This window comes from Paenibacillus marchantiophytorum, from assembly GCF_014640555.1.
Classification (GTDB): domain Bacteria; phylum Bacillota; class Bacilli; order Paenibacillales; family NBRC-103111; genus Paenibacillus_E; species Paenibacillus_E marchantiophytorum.
On sequence record NZ_BMHE01000020.1, the window covers coordinates 32,411 to 50,047 of the forward strand.

Annotated in this window: 17 protein-coding genes; 2 read left to right on the forward strand and 15 right to left on the reverse strand. The window is 45.4% G+C overall.

Features of this window, described 5'->3' with window-relative positions:
• Positions 1 to 259 precede the first annotated feature (259 nt).
• The gene (locus tag IEY34_RS18955) at positions 260 to 436 is read left to right on the forward strand and encodes a hypothetical protein (RefSeq protein WP_189014035.1); all 177 of its coding nucleotides are present in this window, start codon (positions 260 to 262) and stop codon (positions 434 to 436) included.
• Positions 423 to 2,657 carry a helix-turn-helix transcriptional regulator gene (locus IEY34_RS18960; protein WP_189014037.1) on the forward strand — a complete coding sequence of 745 codons (2,235 nt, stop codon included), beginning with the start codon at positions 423 to 425 and terminating at the stop codon, positions 2,655 to 2,657. The genes IEY34_RS18955 and IEY34_RS18960 overlap by 14 nt, the downstream gene beginning before the upstream one ends.
• A gap of 84 nt (positions 2,658 to 2,741) precedes the next feature.
• Here the strand turns inward: IEY34_RS18960 and IEY34_RS18965 are convergent, their stop codons facing one another.
• From IEY34_RS18965 to IEY34_RS19035, 15 genes are all read right to left on the reverse strand, one after another.
• Entirely contained in the window at positions 2,742 to 4,328 is a 1,587-nt protein-coding gene (locus tag IEY34_RS18965; protein ID WP_189014039.1) for a type 2 periplasmic-binding domain-containing protein, read from the reverse strand.
• A 73-nt stretch (positions 4,329 to 4,401) separates the two neighbouring features.
• Positions 4,402 to 5,289 (reverse strand): carbohydrate ABC transporter permease, encoded by an 888-nt coding sequence (locus tag IEY34_RS18970; protein ID WP_189014042.1) that lies wholly within the window; start codon positions 5,287 to 5,289, stop codon positions 4,402 to 4,404.
• Positions 5,290 to 5,353: 64 nt separating this feature from the next.
• Positions 5,354 to 6,325 carry an ABC transporter permease gene (locus tag IEY34_RS18975; RefSeq protein ID WP_189014044.1) on the reverse strand — a complete coding sequence of 324 codons (972 nt, stop codon included), beginning with the start codon at positions 6,323 to 6,325 and terminating at the stop codon, positions 5,354 to 5,356.
• The gene (locus tag IEY34_RS18980; protein ID WP_189014046.1) at positions 6,322 to 6,465 is read right to left on the reverse strand and encodes a hypothetical protein; all 144 of its coding nucleotides are present in this window, start codon (positions 6,463 to 6,465) and stop codon (positions 6,322 to 6,324) included. The genes IEY34_RS18975 and IEY34_RS18980 overlap by 4 nt, the downstream gene beginning before the upstream one ends.
• 450 nt (positions 6,466 to 6,915) lie before the next feature.
• Positions 6,916 to 8,484: a glycoside hydrolase family 76 protein gene (locus IEY34_RS18985; protein WP_189014048.1), complete on the reverse strand. Its 1,569-nt coding sequence runs from the start codon at positions 8,482 to 8,484 to the stop codon at positions 6,916 to 6,918.
• Positions 8,366 to 9,067 carry a glycoside hydrolase family 76 protein gene (locus IEY34_RS18990; protein ID WP_229757724.1) on the reverse strand — a complete coding sequence of 234 codons (702 nt, stop codon included), beginning with the start codon at positions 9,065 to 9,067 and terminating at the stop codon, positions 8,366 to 8,368. The genes IEY34_RS18985 and IEY34_RS18990 overlap by 119 nt, the downstream gene beginning before the upstream one ends.
• 4 nt (positions 9,068 to 9,071) lie before the next feature.
• Entirely contained in the window at positions 9,072 to 9,266 is a 195-nt protein-coding gene (locus IEY34_RS18995) for a hypothetical protein (protein WP_189014173.1), read from the reverse strand.
• 81 nt (positions 9,267 to 9,347) lie between these two features.
• On the reverse strand, positions 9,348 to 9,593 hold the full coding sequence (locus IEY34_RS19000; RefSeq protein WP_189014050.1) for a hypothetical protein: 246 nt from the start codon (positions 9,591 to 9,593) through the stop codon (positions 9,348 to 9,350).
• A 93-nt stretch (positions 9,594 to 9,686) separates the two neighbouring features.
• Positions 9,687 to 10,793, reverse strand: a complete 1,107-nt coding sequence (locus IEY34_RS19005; RefSeq protein WP_189014052.1) for a glycoside hydrolase family 76 protein — start codon at positions 10,791 to 10,793, stop codon at positions 9,687 to 9,689.
• Positions 10,794 to 10,907: 114 nt separating this feature from the next.
• Complete coding sequence (locus IEY34_RS19010) at positions 10,908 to 11,717, reverse strand: carbohydrate ABC transporter permease (RefSeq protein WP_189014167.1); 810 nt, start codon at positions 11,715 to 11,717, stop codon at positions 10,908 to 10,910.
• Positions 11,718 to 11,786: 69 nt separating this feature from the next.
• Positions 11,787 to 12,674 carry a carbohydrate ABC transporter permease gene (locus IEY34_RS19015; protein ID WP_189014054.1) on the reverse strand — a complete coding sequence of 296 codons (888 nt, stop codon included), beginning with the start codon at positions 12,672 to 12,674 and terminating at the stop codon, positions 11,787 to 11,789.
• Positions 12,675 to 12,728: 54 nt separating this feature from the next.
• Complete coding sequence (locus IEY34_RS19020; protein WP_189014056.1) at positions 12,729 to 14,051, reverse strand: ABC transporter substrate-binding protein; 1,323 nt, start codon at positions 14,049 to 14,051, stop codon at positions 12,729 to 12,731.
• Between the two features lie 83 nt (positions 14,052 to 14,134).
• Positions 14,135 to 15,439: a glycoside hydrolase family 125 protein gene (locus IEY34_RS19025; RefSeq protein WP_189014058.1), complete on the reverse strand. Its 1,305-nt coding sequence runs from the start codon at positions 15,437 to 15,439 to the stop codon at positions 14,135 to 14,137.
• A gap of 193 nt (positions 15,440 to 15,632) precedes the next feature.
• Positions 15,633 to 16,763 (reverse strand): GntR family transcriptional regulator, encoded by a 1,131-nt coding sequence (locus IEY34_RS19030; RefSeq protein WP_189014060.1) that lies wholly within the window; start codon positions 16,761 to 16,763, stop codon positions 15,633 to 15,635.
• Positions 16,764 to 16,864: 101 nt separating this feature from the next.
• On the reverse strand, positions 16,865 to 17,620 hold the full coding sequence (locus tag IEY34_RS19035; protein ID WP_189014169.1) for a class I SAM-dependent methyltransferase: 756 nt from the start codon (positions 17,618 to 17,620) through the stop codon (positions 16,865 to 16,867).
• Positions 17,621 to 17,637 lie beyond the last annotated feature (17 nt).

Genomic DNA, 17,637 nt, shown 5'->3' on the forward strand with positions numbered 1-17,637 from the left:
TACGAAAATCATAAATTGGTGAAGTAGTGAACATATCGATGTAAGCGTGTGCAAAAATTCACGGATGCTTGCAATCTCGTATTTGCGTGAAACCATTTACGACAAGCGTTTCGTAAGCATGTATACTAATGGAACATCCATGAAGGCCTTACCAAAGCTTAAAAGCTAACAATATGTGAAAAAGTAAATGATATGATGATATCAAACTGTTGCTATTCATGTTTAAATGAAAAATATATGATGAATGAAGGAGACTTTCATGCCTACCCACCATGTTCAAATATGGGCCGTCAATGCTGGCGAGAAAATACACCGTGAAGATCTAACCAACCCGAATCGACATTCAAATCGTGTATGGAACGATCAGGTGAATATCGAAAGAAAATATCTGATTTTATTCAGTCTTAAGGCAGGTGAGGCATATGCCCAATCATAAATTCCCATTAAAAGCATTGTTCAAACTTAGGCTCAAAGAGAAAACCTCCTCTTTATTCATCCGATTATTCCTCAGTTTTCTAATCATAATTGCTCTATTGGTTTCGTTTATTTTATTTTCCGTCGTCTACTACAGGGGGGGGATTAAAGATGAGATCATTAAATATAATACACTCAGCTTGCAAAAAACAACCGAAAACTATGAGAATCTAATAGCTGTCATTCATAGTTCCGTGCTAGCCATTTCACTAGAACTAGAGGAAGTGCAAAATCCGTCCATTAATTATTTGAACGCGCTTTCTACGATGCAGAAGCTTCGATTAGTGATGTCCAATCGACAATTATACTTGGAAAATATATTATTAATGTATCAGAATTCTGGCTATACGCTTGAAAAAAGCCGTGGGACTGATGTCAACACCATGTTCGATCGCTATTACAATAGCAAGGATTACAACGCCTCTTTCTGGAACGATCAATATGCTTTACCGTATAAATTTCAAGTATTTCCTGCTTCTTCGTTTGCTGAGTCCGATTCTACAGGACGAATGGGTGAACGGACGTTACTGCCCATTGTCGTCAAGAATGAACAGCTTCCGAACTTTTATTTAATCGCTATGGTCGAGGCAGACACCATTTACGCCCAACTGCATCAGACCCTCGACGACCAGTTTTATATCATAAATGAAGCTGATCAACCCATGTATCATTCTCCAGGCGCCAATCAAGTCTCATTACCCAAATTCAAATATCATTCAGGTTATATGATTAAGGATAATATCTACTACTTCTATAAAAAAGGCGCGAGCGGACTAACTTATATTCATGTGGTTCCAGATAACACAATCTCGAGTCAGGTGCGTTGGAATTTCTCATTTGTGTTGTTGCTCATTCTCACCATTGCTATTAGCTTGATTGCTTCCTTCCTGCTTAGCGTTCGACTCAACACACCTGTTAAGCGGATTATTGAAGGTATTCAGAAGTGGAATAGCCATCCACCTTGGGAGAGTGGAATTAATGAATTTAATATCATCCATCACAAAATAAGTGACATTCTCAAAACTAACCAGGATATGCATCAGGATATGTCAGAGAAAGAGTCTCTGCTGCGGTACTACGCTTATTCCAATGTATTAAAGAAGATACGTCATCAGCAAGGGGATAGTACACCTTGGCTTCCATCGGATCGCCCCTTTGTTCTGGTATTGTTTAAAGTCAATTACAAAGCTAATCTGTATCGTTTGGAGGTAGATGAGGAACGCGCCACAGTGTTTATCAGAGAATATATCAATCGGATTATTGTGGAGACTTTTTCGGACTCCTTGACCTTCCAGATGGAAAATGATCAAATCCTGTCTATTATTTTCACAGAAATCACAGATCCGAATATCAATCACACACTTAAACAAATTAATCACATGATGGAAGCAGAAAGGGAATATTGCTTCCTTACGATCACGGCTTCAGGTGGTAGCGAGGATTGGAATGACGCGTATCAGAGTGGGCTTGAACAGCTTAAAAAGAGGAAGTTCGATGATGAAACTCAGATTATCGTGGAAACTGAGCTGCAAGCTGCGGATATTCGATTAACACAAGCGCAAGAAGAGGAACTAGATGCCAATCTATACAACGGGAATGATGTTGTTGTTCTCCAATTGGTGAGACGGGTGCTCGCTAGAATAAGAAAAAGTAATGAGAGCACTCAAAGTGTCCATCAATTCGCTGAATACATCTTGCTTCATACACAAAGAAATCTTCAACAGCGTAATATCGACCACACGTTTCTCCGCCAGACTTTCACTGAATTGCAGAACTGTCATACTTATGAGCAACTAGACACACTTTTGTCCTCCGTTATCAAGAGATCAGCCCTGCTTGTCAGAGAACTCAAAGATAAGCGAGACCACATTATTCACTACGTTTATGAGTATCTTGAGAATAACTATGAGAAGGATATCACCTTGGATATCATGGCAGATAAGCTGCATATCACTCGCAGTTACTTGTCTACGTATTTCAAAGAAAAGACGGGCAATAACTTTGTTGATTATGTCAATTCAGTTCGAATCGATAAAGCGAAGAAGCTGCTGCTTAATCCAGACATTCGTATTCAAGATGCTGCACAGTTCGTAGGCTACCAGAACATTAACTCCTTTAACCGAATGTTCAAGAAATCCACAGGCTTCACGCCCAGTGAATTTCGCAGGAATGAACAACAGTAAGCTTTCTCTGTATAACGCAGCATCGTCCAAAAACCGTCCGATCTGATCATCGGACGGTTCATTGCGTGCTTTAATGAGATGAGCTTATTTCCACTCGCCCTTGATCCCAGACGTCAGTAACACCTTATTGACATCATCGATCATTTCTTTACCACCCTTTTTCATATATTCGTCGACCATCTTACTCCAGTTGGAAATCGGCTCCTGCCCTACGATCATCTTCGTTTGCCATTCCTGAGTAATCAAGCTCAACTCTGCTCCCTTGGCCGCGAAAACCTCTGAATAAATGCGGTCTATAGGATTAATATAAAATTTAGTATTCTTTAACAATTCAACAGATGAATTCACGAAGCTCTTGGCAAATGGATTAGTCAACACTTTTCCAGCTTCATTGGCTTCATCGTTTGGTGCCCAACCACTTACACCACTAAAATAACCTGTAGGCCGCTGTTCCACGGTTGAAATGTCGATTAACGGAAGTCCATCCACCATCTTATACCCTACGCCTACCCCTCCGTTTGCCCAGTCGAACTCAGCATTCTGAGGGTTACGATTGTCAACAGGTATGAACGTGCGGAAGTAGTCTTGCATTTGCAGAATCCGATTAATTTTATCGGGATCGCTCTTTATCTTAGCATTCAACATGGTCAGCGTATAGTATCCGGAAAGTGCCATAAAGCCTTGTCCACCATCCGCTTGTTTGAAAGCTGGAATAACGGAAAGCTCAGCTGTGGGCATCAATTCTTTCATACTCTTGAGGAGATCTTCAGGAGTCCCAATAGGCTGCTCATACCAAATCCCGTATTTCCCAGCATAGAAGTCTTTACGGATGTCGACATTCTTAGAGATTGCCCAATCCTTGTGAATCGCTCCCTCTTTGTACAAGTCAGCAAGAAATTGCGTCTGCTGCTTGAACCCTTCCGATATAATTCCTGGAATTAATTGACCTTGCTCGTTTTTGTTATACCATCCCGAATCCCACGCAGCACCCATTTGGGCACCATATACGATCTGCTTAGACAATCCAAAGCCATAAGTATCGTTTTTCCCATTCTTGTCCGGGTCATCCTTCGTAAACGCGATTGCCACTTTCTTTAATTCATCATAGTTGGTTGGCATCTTAAGACCGAGATTATCTAGCCAGTCTTTACGAATAATGGGTTTTTTTCCATATTTCGCAGGGAAATATTGCGGAATTGCATAAATTTTCCCGTCTACGGTAACAGCATCCCACACACTTTTGGGAACCAATTTCAAAGAAGGATACTTGTCGATATATTCATTCAATGGAAGGAACGCACCTTGCTTCGCCCATTTGAAAAAATTCGCATCTGCGCTCTCCATTCCGATGACATCAGCCAAATCCCCAGCAGCCATAACGACCGGTAATTTGCTTCCATATTCATCGAAAGGGACATACTGCGGCTTGTATGCCACATTGAACTTCTCGTTGATTTTCTTCAAACCGTCGCCAGTCGCACCCGGAATTTGAGGCGACCATGTGCCCTCGATAGAAGTAACCGTAATTTTCTTGGTTGTCGTCGTATTGGCTGACGGGGTTGAAGATGTTGTCGCAGCGCTTGATTCAGGCTGCTCCTTCGTGCCCGATGTGCATGCGGCCAAGCTTGAAGCTAAACTCACGGTAAGTCCTAACGCTAGTAATTTTTTCATTTAAGTAAATCCTCCTCATATTCGTTGTCAACTCTTCTTTATGACACCCTTACATTGTGATTGCTAGACACCTTTAACCTTTCACAGAACCAAGCATCACCCCTTTCGCAAAATGCTTTTGCAGAAAGGGATATACGATTAAGATTGGCAAGGTCGCTAATAAAATGGCTGCCATTCCAATCGTCTCTGCGGGAGGAAGTTGGCCTGATCTAGCAGCATCTCGAGCCGCTGAGCCTAGGGAATTCGTCGGGTCGCCCAGAACCACTATTTGCCTCAGAATTACTTGTACTGTCCATTTGGCTGGATCATTCAGATATAAGATAGCCGTGAAATACGTGTTCCAATGGGCTACCGCGTAGAACAATCCGAACGTGGCGAACGCTGGCTTGGATAAGGGGACTACGATTTTCGTGAAAATCTGCATATCGTTGGCACCATCAATGAATGCCGATTCATTCAGTTCACTCGGAATGTTAAGGAAGAACTGGCGCATGACAATAAGGTTAAACGAATTGATGGCACCGGGAATAATGAGCGCCCAATAACTATTAATGAGACCCGTAGCTTGAAGCATCAAATAAGTTGGAATCATACCTGCATTGAATATGAAGGTGAACAGTACTAAAAACAAGTATACTTTTTCTCCCCAAATATTTCGAGTGATCGCATAGGCCATCGTTGCAGTCAAAATTAAATTGACAAGGCTCCCAATTACGGTGATGTAAATGGTTACACCGATCGAGTGAATAAACGCTTTGGATTCAAGAATGTATGCGTACGCATCTGTAACCCACTTCTCCGGCCATAAGATGAGCTCGCTAAGCGCGTATTCTTGATAGGAAACAAAGGAGACTACGAAGATGTAGTAAAAGGGAAAAAGCATAATCAGGGCTAACAGGCTCAGCGCAACGATATTGATGATATCTGCCGACCCTCCAGACATCGATTTCTGTTTATACATAGATGGACACCTACCTTATTATATAAGTAAAGCGATTGGAGCAAGACATAGACTTTCTTGTAGGTTAAAAAACTCCCTCGTCTCCAAACTTTTTGGCAACACGATTTGCAACTAGGATTAGAATTAATCCAATTACACTCTTGAATAAGCCAACCGCCGTACCAAAGCTAAAATCTGCCTTTTGAATACCTTTAAAATAAACGAAAGTATCCAATACATTCCCAACATCCATCGTGAATGGATTTAACATCAGGAATACCTGCTCGAAGCCTGAATCCAACACAGTGCCAAGACGGAGGATGAACAAGATAATGATGGTGCTGCGTAAGGCTGGTAACGTAATATGCCAAATCTGACGCCATCGGTTTGCTCCATCCACGACTGCCGCTTCGTATAAAGCTGGATTAATACCCGATAACGTAGCCAGAAATATGATCGTTCCCCAACCGGCCTCTTTCCAGATGACCTCCAAAATGATCAAAGGCATGAACCATCCTGGTTGCTGGAGAAATGAAATCGGCTCCATGCCGAACAACGGGTCTAGAATCCGATTAACCATTCCCTCCGTCTTGAGGAATATGGTTACAATTCCGATGACGACAACCCAGGATAAGAAATGAGGTAAATAAATAATGGATTGAACGATGCGCTTAAACTGCTCATTCTTGATCTCATTGAGCATAATCGCCAGAATAATTGGAACTGGAAACGCGAATGCAATTTGTAAAAGAGACAATAAAAGTGTGTTCCACAATACACGGATAACTTCCTGATCGCTAAATATCGTCTTGAAATGCTTCAATCCTACCCAATCACTGTTCAAGAACCCGCGGAATGGACTATAATCCTGGAAAGCAATGATATTTCCTAGCATAGGGACATACCGGTATATGATGAAATAAAGCAGTCCTGGCATTAGGAGTAGGAATAAGTATCGCTCTCTCCACAAGCGGTCCTTCAGTTTCCTGCCTTTTCTAGCTACTATCAGCTTAGGAGCCGGTGCTGTTTGAACAGTCGTTCCATTCGTTGTTTTCATGATGTCCCTACACGCCTTTCCTGCAGAATATATCTGAGTCCGCTTACAATAATAATAACTTTCTCAGACCACCCATCCTCTTGCTCCATCTCAACATCTTTTGGGTTGAATCGATGTCTAGGCTGCTTGTTTACATTCATATCGGTGAACTCTCACTCCTTTATACCTTCACCTTATCGGAATTAGCAGGAGCTGAACATCATCGGTATTCTAATTAATTCACCGTTTTTACGAAAACCATAATAATGATGAGAAGTGAACATATAGATGACGATTGGAAAAGGCTCAGCTAAGCTTAGGGATCAGGACCAAAAGGAGTTAACAAAAAAAGATCGCCCCTTAACTTGCACGCTTTGCAAGCTGGCTGGCGATCTTTTTTATGTTTTGTGCTACCGCGGTCATAAGCGCTTTTTCTTGAACATTCGCTCGCCCCGATATATACATTTTCTCCGTGTGAAAATCAAAGCTTTCCTTCGACATGCCTTCTGAAGTCGACGTGGAGTGGCGCCCACCAATGACTGTGTAAATCTCCCACTAATTCCGAGTAAAGTCGCTGTTAGGTAGAAATCAGCAGAAATAGCGGGAGGTAGTTATAGACCGTACATTTGATCCAGATTCAAATAGTTGTTGTTGCCTTTGGACGTATCATAGCCAAGCTCAATCGTATTCGAACCTGCTTGCAGAGCTACTGTCACAGAAACTGTGTTCCACGTGCTCCAGTTGGATGTGCCTGTGAAGGTCAAATTGTTCGTGACAACGGCACCATTGACTTTGACATAACGGCCCGCATTGCCAGCGGCGGCTGCATAGCGGAATGTGATGGTTTTACTGCCAGCGGCGTTCTGGTTCACATAGAAATTAAGCGAAGTGCCATTCGTATTCCACCCGGCCACATAGCCACGGCCATTAAAGCCCGTTTGTAAACTTTCGTTGACCATACCTGCGGCGCTGACCAACGTGCGTCTCGCATTTTCCGCTTCATATAGGCCATTTCCTGCTATATTCCCCGTAAAATTATCAGCTGGCACGAACTGCAGAATCGACGTTCCAGCTGCCGCCGCCAAGCTTTGAACATATGATGAACCTGTAGGCGCCGTCCAATCACTGCCAATAATGCCATCTGAGGTTCGTCGATGATTCCAGGCTTGCGTCGCATTTTGCTGTAAAAAAGTGAGGTACTGCGTTTGATTCGCTTGTACGCGGAGTTGATTGAGATTTCGTGCAAAGATCATTTTGAACCCTGGAGCGTCATTTTCACCTTCATAGAGGAGTGTCGTGGCAGAGGTCATTTTGTTGATGACATAATTCGCTGCATTATTCGCATCGGTTAGGTAACTGCTGGTTCCTGTCGCCTGATAAAGTGCTGTGGCAGCACCTAGATAAGTGCCATAATTGTAAGTAAAATCCCAATCTTTCACGGTTCCTGCGCCAGTACCTTCCACATGGTCATTCACTTTGCTGCCGTTAATCAACTTGCTTTGAATCCAGCTATATATTTGTTGCGCTTTGGTTAGGTAATTGCTGTTATTATAAGCATTCTTCAATTTTATAGCCGCCATGACCATCGGGGCATTGGTAGCCATATTTTTCTGCGAGCTAGCGTTGGTTGCTGGATTCATAGCGTCCGCTCGCCACCAGATTCCGCCTCCGTAGTAAGTCGTATCCCAACTGGCGTAAACATGATCAAAGAGAAAGGAACCTCGGTTCAAATATTCCTGCGTTCCCGTAAGTTCATAGGCACGCAAGCAGGCAAGTGCCCACCAGCCGAGATCATCATTGAATTGGTTATCCACCATATTCGCATATTTCGCATTGAAGCCTGTATAGATATCGTCGATCATCGTGCGGTAAGTGCTGCTTCCCGTGCGTTGATACGCATCCATGACCGTCTCCCACAACTGGGCTTCCCACCAGAAATCCGTGTACAGCCCGCCATTCGGACCATAGGCATGCGCCGCTTGGATCTGATGATCACTGTTTGTGTAAAAATACTTAGCCGATGCATCATAAAAGACATTCACGAATGAACTCATCGCTGCATCAGCATTGGATGTGGTAAAAGCAGCAGCACGTTGATCGCCTCCCCATGCTGTCACCATGAGAACTGTCGCGAGGCTTGCCGCCAGCCATTTTGCTGTCGCTTTTTGAACTAGTTTCACACCAAACATCTCCTTCACGTATAAAATGAATTTCGTTAATAACAATGAATTCGCTTACATTTATTGCGATTTCACCCCCTTTCCGATTCAAGTTCATCCTTGTCGTTTGTAAGTCGTGCATACGCCTCCAATAACATAACGCCGCTCCCGGATCACATAATCGAATCACGACGGGCTCAGCTGTTTGACGCGCATCCATTAGGTAGGACTGGTCGGCCGTGCAAGCGAATAATTCCAGGGAAGCCCCAAGATATACCCCCTGACAATAGGTGAACTGCCAATCTTTGTCGATCTGCTGATCGCCAAGACGATTGCTGCCTTCCCAGATGAACCCGTCGCCGGGATCGCGCAAAACCGCTTTATTCCAAGCGAAAATTTTCTGCGCCCAAGCCAAGTCTTCCGCATCGCCAAAGCGCTGAAATAAACGCGCAGCCAGGATCGCCGCAGGCGCATTGGCCGGCGTATTCTTGTAATCAAGCTGGTCTTTTCGCCAAGCGATACCTCCGCCCATGTGGTCATTCCAACCGCCACGGATGTCTGCCCATAAATCGGTCGCGCTTTCCCGGTATTGGAAATCACCCAAAATGTCATAGGCTCACAGCCATGCCAAGGCCATCCAGACACACATCTACGGCATGAGCTTGCCACCAATAATAGTAGTTTTCGTCTACTCTGGGATTGGTCAAGCTGTCATCCCACTGGTTCATCAACTGTGTTTCTGTATTCCAGTACAGTCTGCTTAATGTGGATTGAATTTGATCTGCATATGCAACTGCATACATCTTAGCAGTACTCCTTTCGTATTGGGCAGATCTCCAAGCACGCACCTGGTCGATTTGGCGGCTTGAGAATCTGCCTCGCTTTCATTTCGGCTGGGAGGCTGAACTTCCATTGGATTTATCCAATGTAATCGACTCCAGAGACCTGATTTGGATGCTTTTATTGGATTTATCCAATGTAATCGACTCCAAAGACCTGGTTTGGATGCTTCCATTGGATTTATCCAATGAAATCGACTCCACATACCTGATTTGGAGGCTTTCATTGGATTTATCCAATGTAATTGACTCCAAAGACCTGATTTGGATGCTTTCATTGGATTTATCCAATGTAATTGACTCCAGAGACCTGGTTTGGATGATTTCATCGGATTTTTCCAATCAGATCAGTTCAATCCCATCAATTCATGGCTCGTTAACAGCCTATTTGCTTCCCGAATGCAGCAAACCTCGCTTTTCCAGAAGCGCCATCTGCTCCATTAGCATAACTCCGCTCAGATTGACGCTTAAATCCTCCGCTGGGTCGGGCGCAGTCGTCCAAGACTTGCTAAATAGCTGGCGCTGTTCGTCCCTTCCTGCATGCCAGAGAGTTTGAGCATTGGTTTCCAGCAGCTCCCGTGCCGCCGCCTGACTGGGGTCAACCAACACCAGCTCCGCCAAGTATCGGATGAATATGCCTTTGAACAACCCGCCGTCTCCATTGCTCTCACTAGGCAGCATGCCTGTGATCGGGCTTGCCAGCCTTTCCTGCGCCGCTTGCGCTGTTCTGGCAGCATCCGTCAAATACCTTTTATCACCCGTCACGCGATAAAGTTCAACCCCTGCGCCAATATAAACCCCTTGGCAGTATGAGAATTCCCAGGCCTTATCAATGCGGCCGTCGCCTTCACGATTCAGCCCATCCCAGACGAAGCCTGTGTCTGGATCAACGAGATGGGCCTTCTGCCAATCATAGATTTTCTGGGCCCATGCCAAATCTTCCTCATGGCCGAATTTTTGATACAGCCTAGCGGCAAGAATGACGGCCGGAGAATTGGCTGGCGTATTTTTGTAATCAAGCTGCGGCTTGCGCCATGCAATGCCTCCACCTTGCAGCTCATTCCAACCGGTTTGAATATCTGCCCAGAGAATAAGCGCTGCTTCCTTATATTTCTCCTCGCCCGTTGCTTCGAAAGCCCTAAGCCAAGCTAGTGCCAACCATTCCATATCGTCATAAAATTCATTAGGCCAAACCCCTGCATTACGATCCAGCATGCCTTGATACATACTAGATATATAGCCTTTGGTCTCACTGCTGCCCGTTCGTACATACGCATCAACCAAGGTATCTACGCCATGCGCCTGCCACCAGTAATGAAACTTCTCATTGCACAAGTCATTGCAGGGCGATAAGTTATTGAATAAGTTCAATTTGCTGTTCCAATAGTGCTCGATAAGCCCTGCCTGCGCCAATTCTGCTCTCTGCTCCCAGGAACCTTTTCCGTGCTCTTGGCTCACTTTTGCCTCCGTTACTTTCTGTTCATTCGCCATTTTCTCCACTCCCCCAATTACTCCTAGTAGGACTCCGATTCCAATTACCGTGATAGCTATTGCTCTGATAAGTTGAATTTGTAACATGGTTCACCTGAAAATCTGACATCCAACTTACCCTTTGGTCCCTGTAAAAGCGATCCCTTGCACAAAGTATTTTTGCAACAAAAGAAACAGAATCAAGATCGGGACTACCGCAATTAAAGCGCCTGCCATCAACGGTCCGAAATCAACTTGTTTGTTATAGGCAAAAGCTGCTAGGCCCAACTGAATGGTTTTCTTGGCGGGATCATTAAGCATAATGAGCGGCCCTAGAAAGCTGTTCCAGCCTGCCTGAAAAGTAAAGATGCCCAGCGTCGCAAGTGCCGGTTTCGCCAAAGGAATGTAGATATTCCAGTAGATCCGAAACTCACCGCTACCTTCAATACGTGAAACTTCCTGCAAATCACTAGGCAGCGACACGAAAAACTGCCGCATAAAAAATACCGCAAATGAACCCGATGCACCAGGTAAAATGATGGCCCAGAAAGAATTCAGCAAGCCATTTCCGCCAGTGCCCAACCAATCATTTCCGCCCAGGAACGGCATATGTTTCAGCACAAAAAATTGCGGAATTAATGTTACAACGCCGGGAATCATCAAGGCAGCCAGCAGAATTTTGAACAGCGTATCTCTACCCGGAAATTGCAGCTTTGCAAAGGCATATCCGCTCAAGGAGCCGAGCAATAGATTGAATAAAACACCCATGAATGCCAGGTAGAAGGAATTCCAGAAATACAAGCCAAACGGCACGGTTTCAAACGCTTTGCGGTAATGGTCCATCGTCACACTGGACGGAATCCACTGGATCGGCAATAGAAATATCTCTTCATCCGGGCGTATCGAGGTAATTAAACTCCAAACAAAAGGAACAACCATGACCATACAAACAGCGATGGAAATGATATACAAAATGGTTCTCTGCCAATAGCTTTGTTTCACGCTCCACCCCTCCTAAATCATGGAATCTTCTTCTTTGTTTAGCTTCATATTGATCAATGAAAACACTAGGATGATCAGCGAAAGGGCAAAAGCCATCGCATCCGCATACCCCATCTGTAGTTGCCCGAAGCCCTGCGTGTAGATATGATAAACAGTCGTTTTCGTGGAATTGGCTGGGCCGCCCTTCGTCAAAACAAAGGCCTGATCGAAGAGTTGGAGCGCCCCGATAATCGCCATCGTGCTGACAAAAAAGGTCGTCGGCCTGAGCACAGGCCAAGTAATATAACGGAAAGATTGCCATCCGTTAGCGCCGTCGAGCTTAGCCGATTCATACAGATGCTCGGGAACGCCGTTCAAACCAGCTAAGTAAATCACCATATTGGCGCCTACGGATTGCCAGAGGGTTACGAAAACGATAGAGATCATCGCATAGGGCATTTCAGCCAGCCAGGAAGGGCCGGCAATACCGAACTTGCTGAGGATATCGTTGACCAAGCCGAACTCTGGATTCAGCAGCCAAATCCACACGGTTGCAGCTGCTACCCCAGATGTCAGCGTTGGTAAATAGCCGGCTGTCCGAAAAAGCTTAACGCCGATGCGTTTGCGCATAAACAAAACCGCCAGCGATAAGGAAATTGCGATATTCAAAGGGATATAAAGCACCGAGTAATACAGCACATTTTTCAGAGTCGTCCAAAAGATGTTGTCATCTACCAAGCGCTTGTAGTTATCCAAGCCAACAAAATCATTCTTGCTCACAATGTCATAATTCGTAAAACTTAAATAAAACGCCATGATGACCGGAATAACCGTAAAAATCACGAATAACAACAGGGTAGGTGTAATAAAAAAGTAGCCCATTCTTGCTTGATGACGACTGAGTTTGGTTATCGATGCCATAGGTACCCTCCTTGCCAAAAAAGGGGAAGGATCGCCTTCCCCAATGATGTCCAATTACTTGCCGGATGCGTTCTGCTCGAGCAATTTGTCTCCTTGTTCCTGCCCCTTCTTCAGTGCCGTCGCCGCATCTTGTTTGCCCTGAATGAACAGCTCAAGATTGGGCATCAGGCCATCGACTTCCATAACGGAATAACCGGGATGCTGCGGGCGAATCTTCGCGAAGTCCAGCGTATCCATGAACGGCTTCCAGAGCGGATCGTCCTTGAAGAATGGATCTTGCAATGCTGGTTTGAAGCCTGGCAAATTCAAGCTTGTTTTGGCCCAGAGCAGCGCGTTGTCTTTGTTAGCCAACCACCACTTCTCAAACTCCCACGCCTCGTCTTTGTGTTTGGAACCGGTCGGAATTACGAGTCCGAAGCCGCCCATCACGCTTCCTTTGCCACCGCTTGGACCTGTTGGAGGAGGGACAACCCCGAAATCAAGATCTTTTCCATATTTCTTATATGTGGACAGCATCCATGGACCCGTGTAGGTCATCGCGACTTTCCCTGTTACGAATGCATCGGTGCCTTCGCCGAGACCTTTTTCAAAACCAACCTTGTAGACTTTATCCTTATTGATTAACTTATCCCAGAAATCCAGCACTTGCTTCCCTTGATCTGTGTTGAAATTGGTTTTCTTCAAATCACTGGTCATCATCGAGCCGCCAGCTTGCTGCAGCCACATATTATACAAGCCGTTATCATTCATGCTCATGCCCGAACGAACCAGCTTATCGCCTTCCCAGATCGTTAGCTGTTTAGCTGCATTTTCCAATTCGTCCCACGTTTTGGGCGGCTGCAATCCTTTTTCGGCAAATAATTTCTTATTATAAAAAAGTGCGCGTGCGTCAACAGTCAAAGGAAGTCCATACAATTTGTCGCCGGAAGAAAGCTCTTTCAACGCTTCTTCGTAATAATCTCCCCGGTTGATGCCGTCTTTCTTCACATACTCATCGATGGGCTGAAGCACATTCTTGGAAGCATACAACGAGGTCCGCCATCTGTCCCAAAACATGATATCCGGCGAACCGCCTGAGGTCGCTGCCGTCAAAAACTTCGTGATCATATCTTCTTGCAGCACATATTTCACTTTAATTCTGTCTTGGGATTTGTTGAAGGCATCCGCCATCATCACGAACTGCTTCTCGCCTTCGCCTCCCCAATCACCCCAAAACGTGATTTCAACTGGGGCCTTTTTGGCAGCAGCAGCCGTTGGCGCTGTCGTGCTCTCTGGCTGCTTCGTTGTATTAGTCTGATCTGTTGGAGTTTTGGTCGTACATGCTGCCAAACTTAGCGAAAGTGAAACGGCGGTTATGACGGTCATCCATTTTTTCATGATCTTTCCTCCCTTTTATATGTAAAAAAGTAGTCATGAATTGCTATGTTACAAGGGGATTCCCCCTACTATAACCATGCGGATTAAAGAAATTTCTTCAAGGAGAGCCCGCATACATCCAGCACCAATTCACTGAACATCGAGTTCGCCCAGGAGAACCAAGGTCGTGTGAATTGCCCTGCATCGTCAGCATGGAAGCCCTCATGCATCAGTCCGGTGCCACCGTCTGTGGCCGCCAAAACATCCAGAATGCGCAGCTTCTCTTCCTGTGCGGAAGCCGTCAAGCCCTGCACAGCAAGGGCAATTGGCCAGATGTAGCTATCCGGCGTGTGGGGGCTACCGACACCTTGAGCCTCTTTTCCCGCATAAAAACAGGGATTTTCTTCACTTAGAATAAAGTTTCTTGTCCGCTGATACATAGGATCGGATTCTGCTGCGTACCCCAGATAAGGAATCGAGAGCAAGCTGGGCACATTGGCATCATCCATCAGATGAACGTTGCCAAAACCATCTGCTTCATAAGCATAAATAGAACCAAATTTCGGATGCTCCGTTATCCCGTAAGTTGCAATGCCCTTATTAATCTCCGCTGCCAGATTCAATGCTTCTCTCTGCACTTCCGCGTCTTGCCAAACATGCTCGGCAATTTCCGCGATATAACCAAGCACCACAACCGCAAACATATTGGATGGAATCAAATAGCCATATGTGCAGGCGTCATCACTGGGACGGAAGCCCGACCACGTCATGCCGGTATAACGGACAGGACTGCCCAAGCCCGCTCTTGTCAATGTATCTGTCGACGGACAATCGGATCTTTGGAAACGGTATGGCGACTGTGCTTCATGCTCCTGTTCTACTTTCCACAATTGCAGAATCGCAAGAACAACTGAGCGATACTCATTGCTGAATTGAGCTGTTCTACCTGTCGCTTTCCAGTGCAAGTAGCTGAGTTGGATCGGATAACATAGGGAATCAATCTCATACTTCCGCTCCCAAATCCATGGATTCATCTGAGTGTGATCCTGCTGATGCCCAGCACCGTTCGGTCCTTTGTTAAATGCGTTCGCATAAGGATCCAAAGCGATATAGGCAATTTGCCGCTCAATAACGCCCGCAATCATATCAGCAAATTCAGCATCCTTATCTGCAAGGAGCAGGTACGTCCGAACCTGTGCGGACGAATCGCGAAGCCACATCGCAGGAATATCCCCTGTGATCACAAATGTCGAACCATCCTCTTCGCGTTGAACCGTTGTCTGATACGTATTCGTGAAACATTCGCGAAACATCGCTGCCAGCTTAGGCCGTTCCATTTTCAGCAACTCGTCATTTACAAAATCAATGAGATTACACATCGATTCAGGTAACCGTGTTGTTTGCGTCATCGGGTGATTCATCTCCTTAAAATGTACAATAAAAAAACGCTTACATTTATGATTATAGGGGATGAACAAACATTATGTCAATATGTATTTATTATATTATTTACATACCATTTAATTTAAATAATATATCAACCAAAAAGAAAGAGACTGCTAGATTAGCAGTCTCTTTTGTTAATAAACATTGTGGGCCTTCTCATTTGGCCGGCCCCGTGGAATCCCCAATGATCAGCTTGGCGTCTAAGCTAGTCTTGTTAGCGACCTTTTCGCCGCGTTTGAGCTTCAATACATTCTCAACGGCCAGCTTGCCGATTTCTTCTTCATTTTGAATCAAGTGCGTAAAACGGTAGCCGCTCCCTAATGTAGTTGGCGGACTATCAAAACAAATAATCGATATATCCGCTGGGATCTGCAGTCCCATCTGCTCCACGGCAGCTTTGGCCAACAGCGCTATATTGTACTCAATGGCAAATAAGGCCGTAATCTGCGGATGGTTGCGTAAATGATCCACGATCATTCGAATATCCTGATCGATATTAGGCTGATGAAAGGAATTCGGAAGCGTGGAGGTAATTTCATCCAGCCATAGTGAACGATCCACGATCACGCCACGTTCCGCATGCGCACGAACGAAGCCTTCAATACGATCTTCAACCGCCGTCGTATCTATTGGCGGAGGCGTGAGTAAACAAATCTGTTTATGACCCAAATCCAGTAAATAATCCACACCCGTACGCGCAGCGCTGATGTTATCGGTGCTAATCGAAGCCGCCGCAACCCCTTTGAGATGCCGGTCCACCAACACTAAAGGAAATTGTTGAATGACTAATTTCAAAATTTCAGCATTATAGAACTCCCCTTGCGCAGGAAGCACGATAATCCCATCCACACCTAAATCCATAAATGTGCGAATCGCCTTTTCTTCATTCTCTGGCACGCCAAATGAGCGGCGCAGCACGAGAAAGCTTTCATGCTCGGCAGATGCGCGTTCCATGCCATAAATCATTGCTGTCCCGAATGTGTTGCCAAAATCCGTCATAACCAAACCAATCAGCGTATGTCTCGCTCTCTCGTCGGTCGAAGCCATCTCTGTCACAGCTGCGCCTTCTTCCGCGACAAACGAGCCTCTCCCCGGCTTCCGCACGATCAGACCAACTTCCGCCAGCATCTCCAGCGCTTTCTTGCTCGTGATACGGCTCACATTATATTCATCAGCCAGTTCCTTCTCTGAAGGAACACGGTCTCCAATATTGTATTTCCCTTGTAATATTTCTTCTCTTAACGTTTCATAGATCCGCTCATAAATGGGTCTTGAATCTGTTGACATGCGCCCCACCCCCTATGCCCCAACAAATGTTATATCATACAATGTAAATAATATATCATGTTATATGAGTTTTGGGAAGAATGAATCGTGTTGATCTAAATCTAAACCTCGCCCCAATAAACAAGCGTCTCATAGTCAAAATGCACAACACCATCTTGATTCGTCCGCTCATATATCAGCTTCAACTCGGCGATCATCGGTTCATAATTTGCATGCCCTGGCAAGGGACTATAGGACGATGATAGCAGTCTGCCTTCCAGCGCCGCGGCGTCCAGCGCTTGACTCATCTTGAACTGTGCTTGGTGCATAGCGTCCTGCTTGAAAAACAACGCTAACTGTTCCGGAGACACATTTTTGTGCTTCACTTGCTCATAGTCGGTTCCGAATGTTTGAAGCAAGTGCTCGTAGGATGCGAGAAACGGTGTGCCGCTCGTTAAGCGTGCGTTCCAGATAAGGATAACTTGACCGCCTGGTTTTAAAATCCGGCGAAACTCAGCCTGCGTCGCTGCACGGTCAAACCAATGAAAAGACTGCGCGCAAACGATAAAATCAACAGACTGATCCGGCAGCCCTGTTGCTTCCGCCGATCCAGACACCGCTTGAAAATTCAGCTGATTAGCCAGTGATTGAATGGCAGCAGAGCGCATAGCCTGATTCGGCTCAACCGCTGTAACAAGACTGCCGCGTTCCAGTAGAAGACTCGAGAAAATGCCTGTTCCTGCTCCGACATCCGCAACCCTGCTCCCCGCTTGCAAACCAACAACTGTGTACAAATAATCCATCATTGCCAATGGATAGGTCGGGCGATATTTCACATATACATCTACCCGATTCGAAAAACGTTCTGTATTCTCCATCGTTAACACGCTCCCTG

What these genes read in the sequence shown, in the direction of transcription:
- IEY34_RS18955 (WP_189014035.1), top strand. Translation starts at nt 260, where the DNA reads ATGCCTACCCACCATGTTCAAATATGGGCCGTCAATGCTGGCGAGAAA.
- IEY34_RS18960 (WP_189014037.1), top strand. Translation starts at nt 423, where the DNA reads ATGCCCAATCATAAATTCCCATTAAAAGCATTGTTCAAACTTAGGCTC.
- IEY34_RS18965 (WP_189014039.1), bottom strand. Translation starts at nt 4,328, where the DNA reads ATGAAAAAATTACTAGCGTTAGGACTTACCGTGAGTTTAGCTTCAAGC.
- IEY34_RS18970 (WP_189014042.1), bottom strand. Translation starts at nt 5,289, where the DNA reads ATGTATAAACAGAAATCGATGTCTGGAGGGTCGGCAGATATCATCAAT.
- IEY34_RS18975 (WP_189014044.1), bottom strand. Translation starts at nt 6,325, where the DNA reads ATGAAAACAACGAATGGAACGACTGTTCAAACAGCACCGGCTCCTAAG.
- IEY34_RS18980 (WP_189014046.1), bottom strand. Translation starts at nt 6,465, where the DNA reads ATGAATGTAAACAAGCAGCCTAGACATCGATTCAACCCAAAAGATGTT.
- IEY34_RS18995 (WP_189014173.1), bottom strand. Translation starts at nt 9,266, where the DNA reads ATGTATGCAGTTGCATATGCAGATCAAATTCAATCCACATTAAGCAGA.
- IEY34_RS19005 (WP_189014052.1), bottom strand. Translation starts at nt 10,793, where the DNA reads ATGGCGAATGAACAGAAAGTAACGGAGGCAAAAGTGAGCCAAGAGCAC.
- IEY34_RS19010 (WP_189014167.1), bottom strand. Translation starts at nt 11,717, where the DNA reads ATGGTCATGGTTGTTCCTTTTGTTTGGAGTTTAATTACCTCGATACGC.
- IEY34_RS19015 (WP_189014054.1), bottom strand. Translation starts at nt 12,674, where the DNA reads ATGGCATCGATAACCAAACTCAGTCGTCATCAAGCAAGAATGGGCTAC.
- IEY34_RS19020 (WP_189014056.1), bottom strand. Translation starts at nt 14,051, where the DNA reads ATGAAAAAATGGATGACCGTCATAACCGCCGTTTCACTTTCGCTAAGT.
- IEY34_RS19025 (WP_189014058.1), bottom strand. Translation starts at nt 15,439, where the DNA reads ATGACGCAAACAACACGGTTACCTGAATCGATGTGTAATCTCATTGAT.
- IEY34_RS19030 (WP_189014060.1), bottom strand. Translation starts at nt 16,763, where the DNA reads ATGTCAACAGATTCAAGACCCATTTATGAGCGGATCTATGAAACGTTA.
- IEY34_RS19035 (WP_189014169.1), bottom strand. Translation starts at nt 17,620, where the DNA reads ATGGAGAATACAGAACGTTTTTCGAATCGGGTAGATGTATATGTGAAA.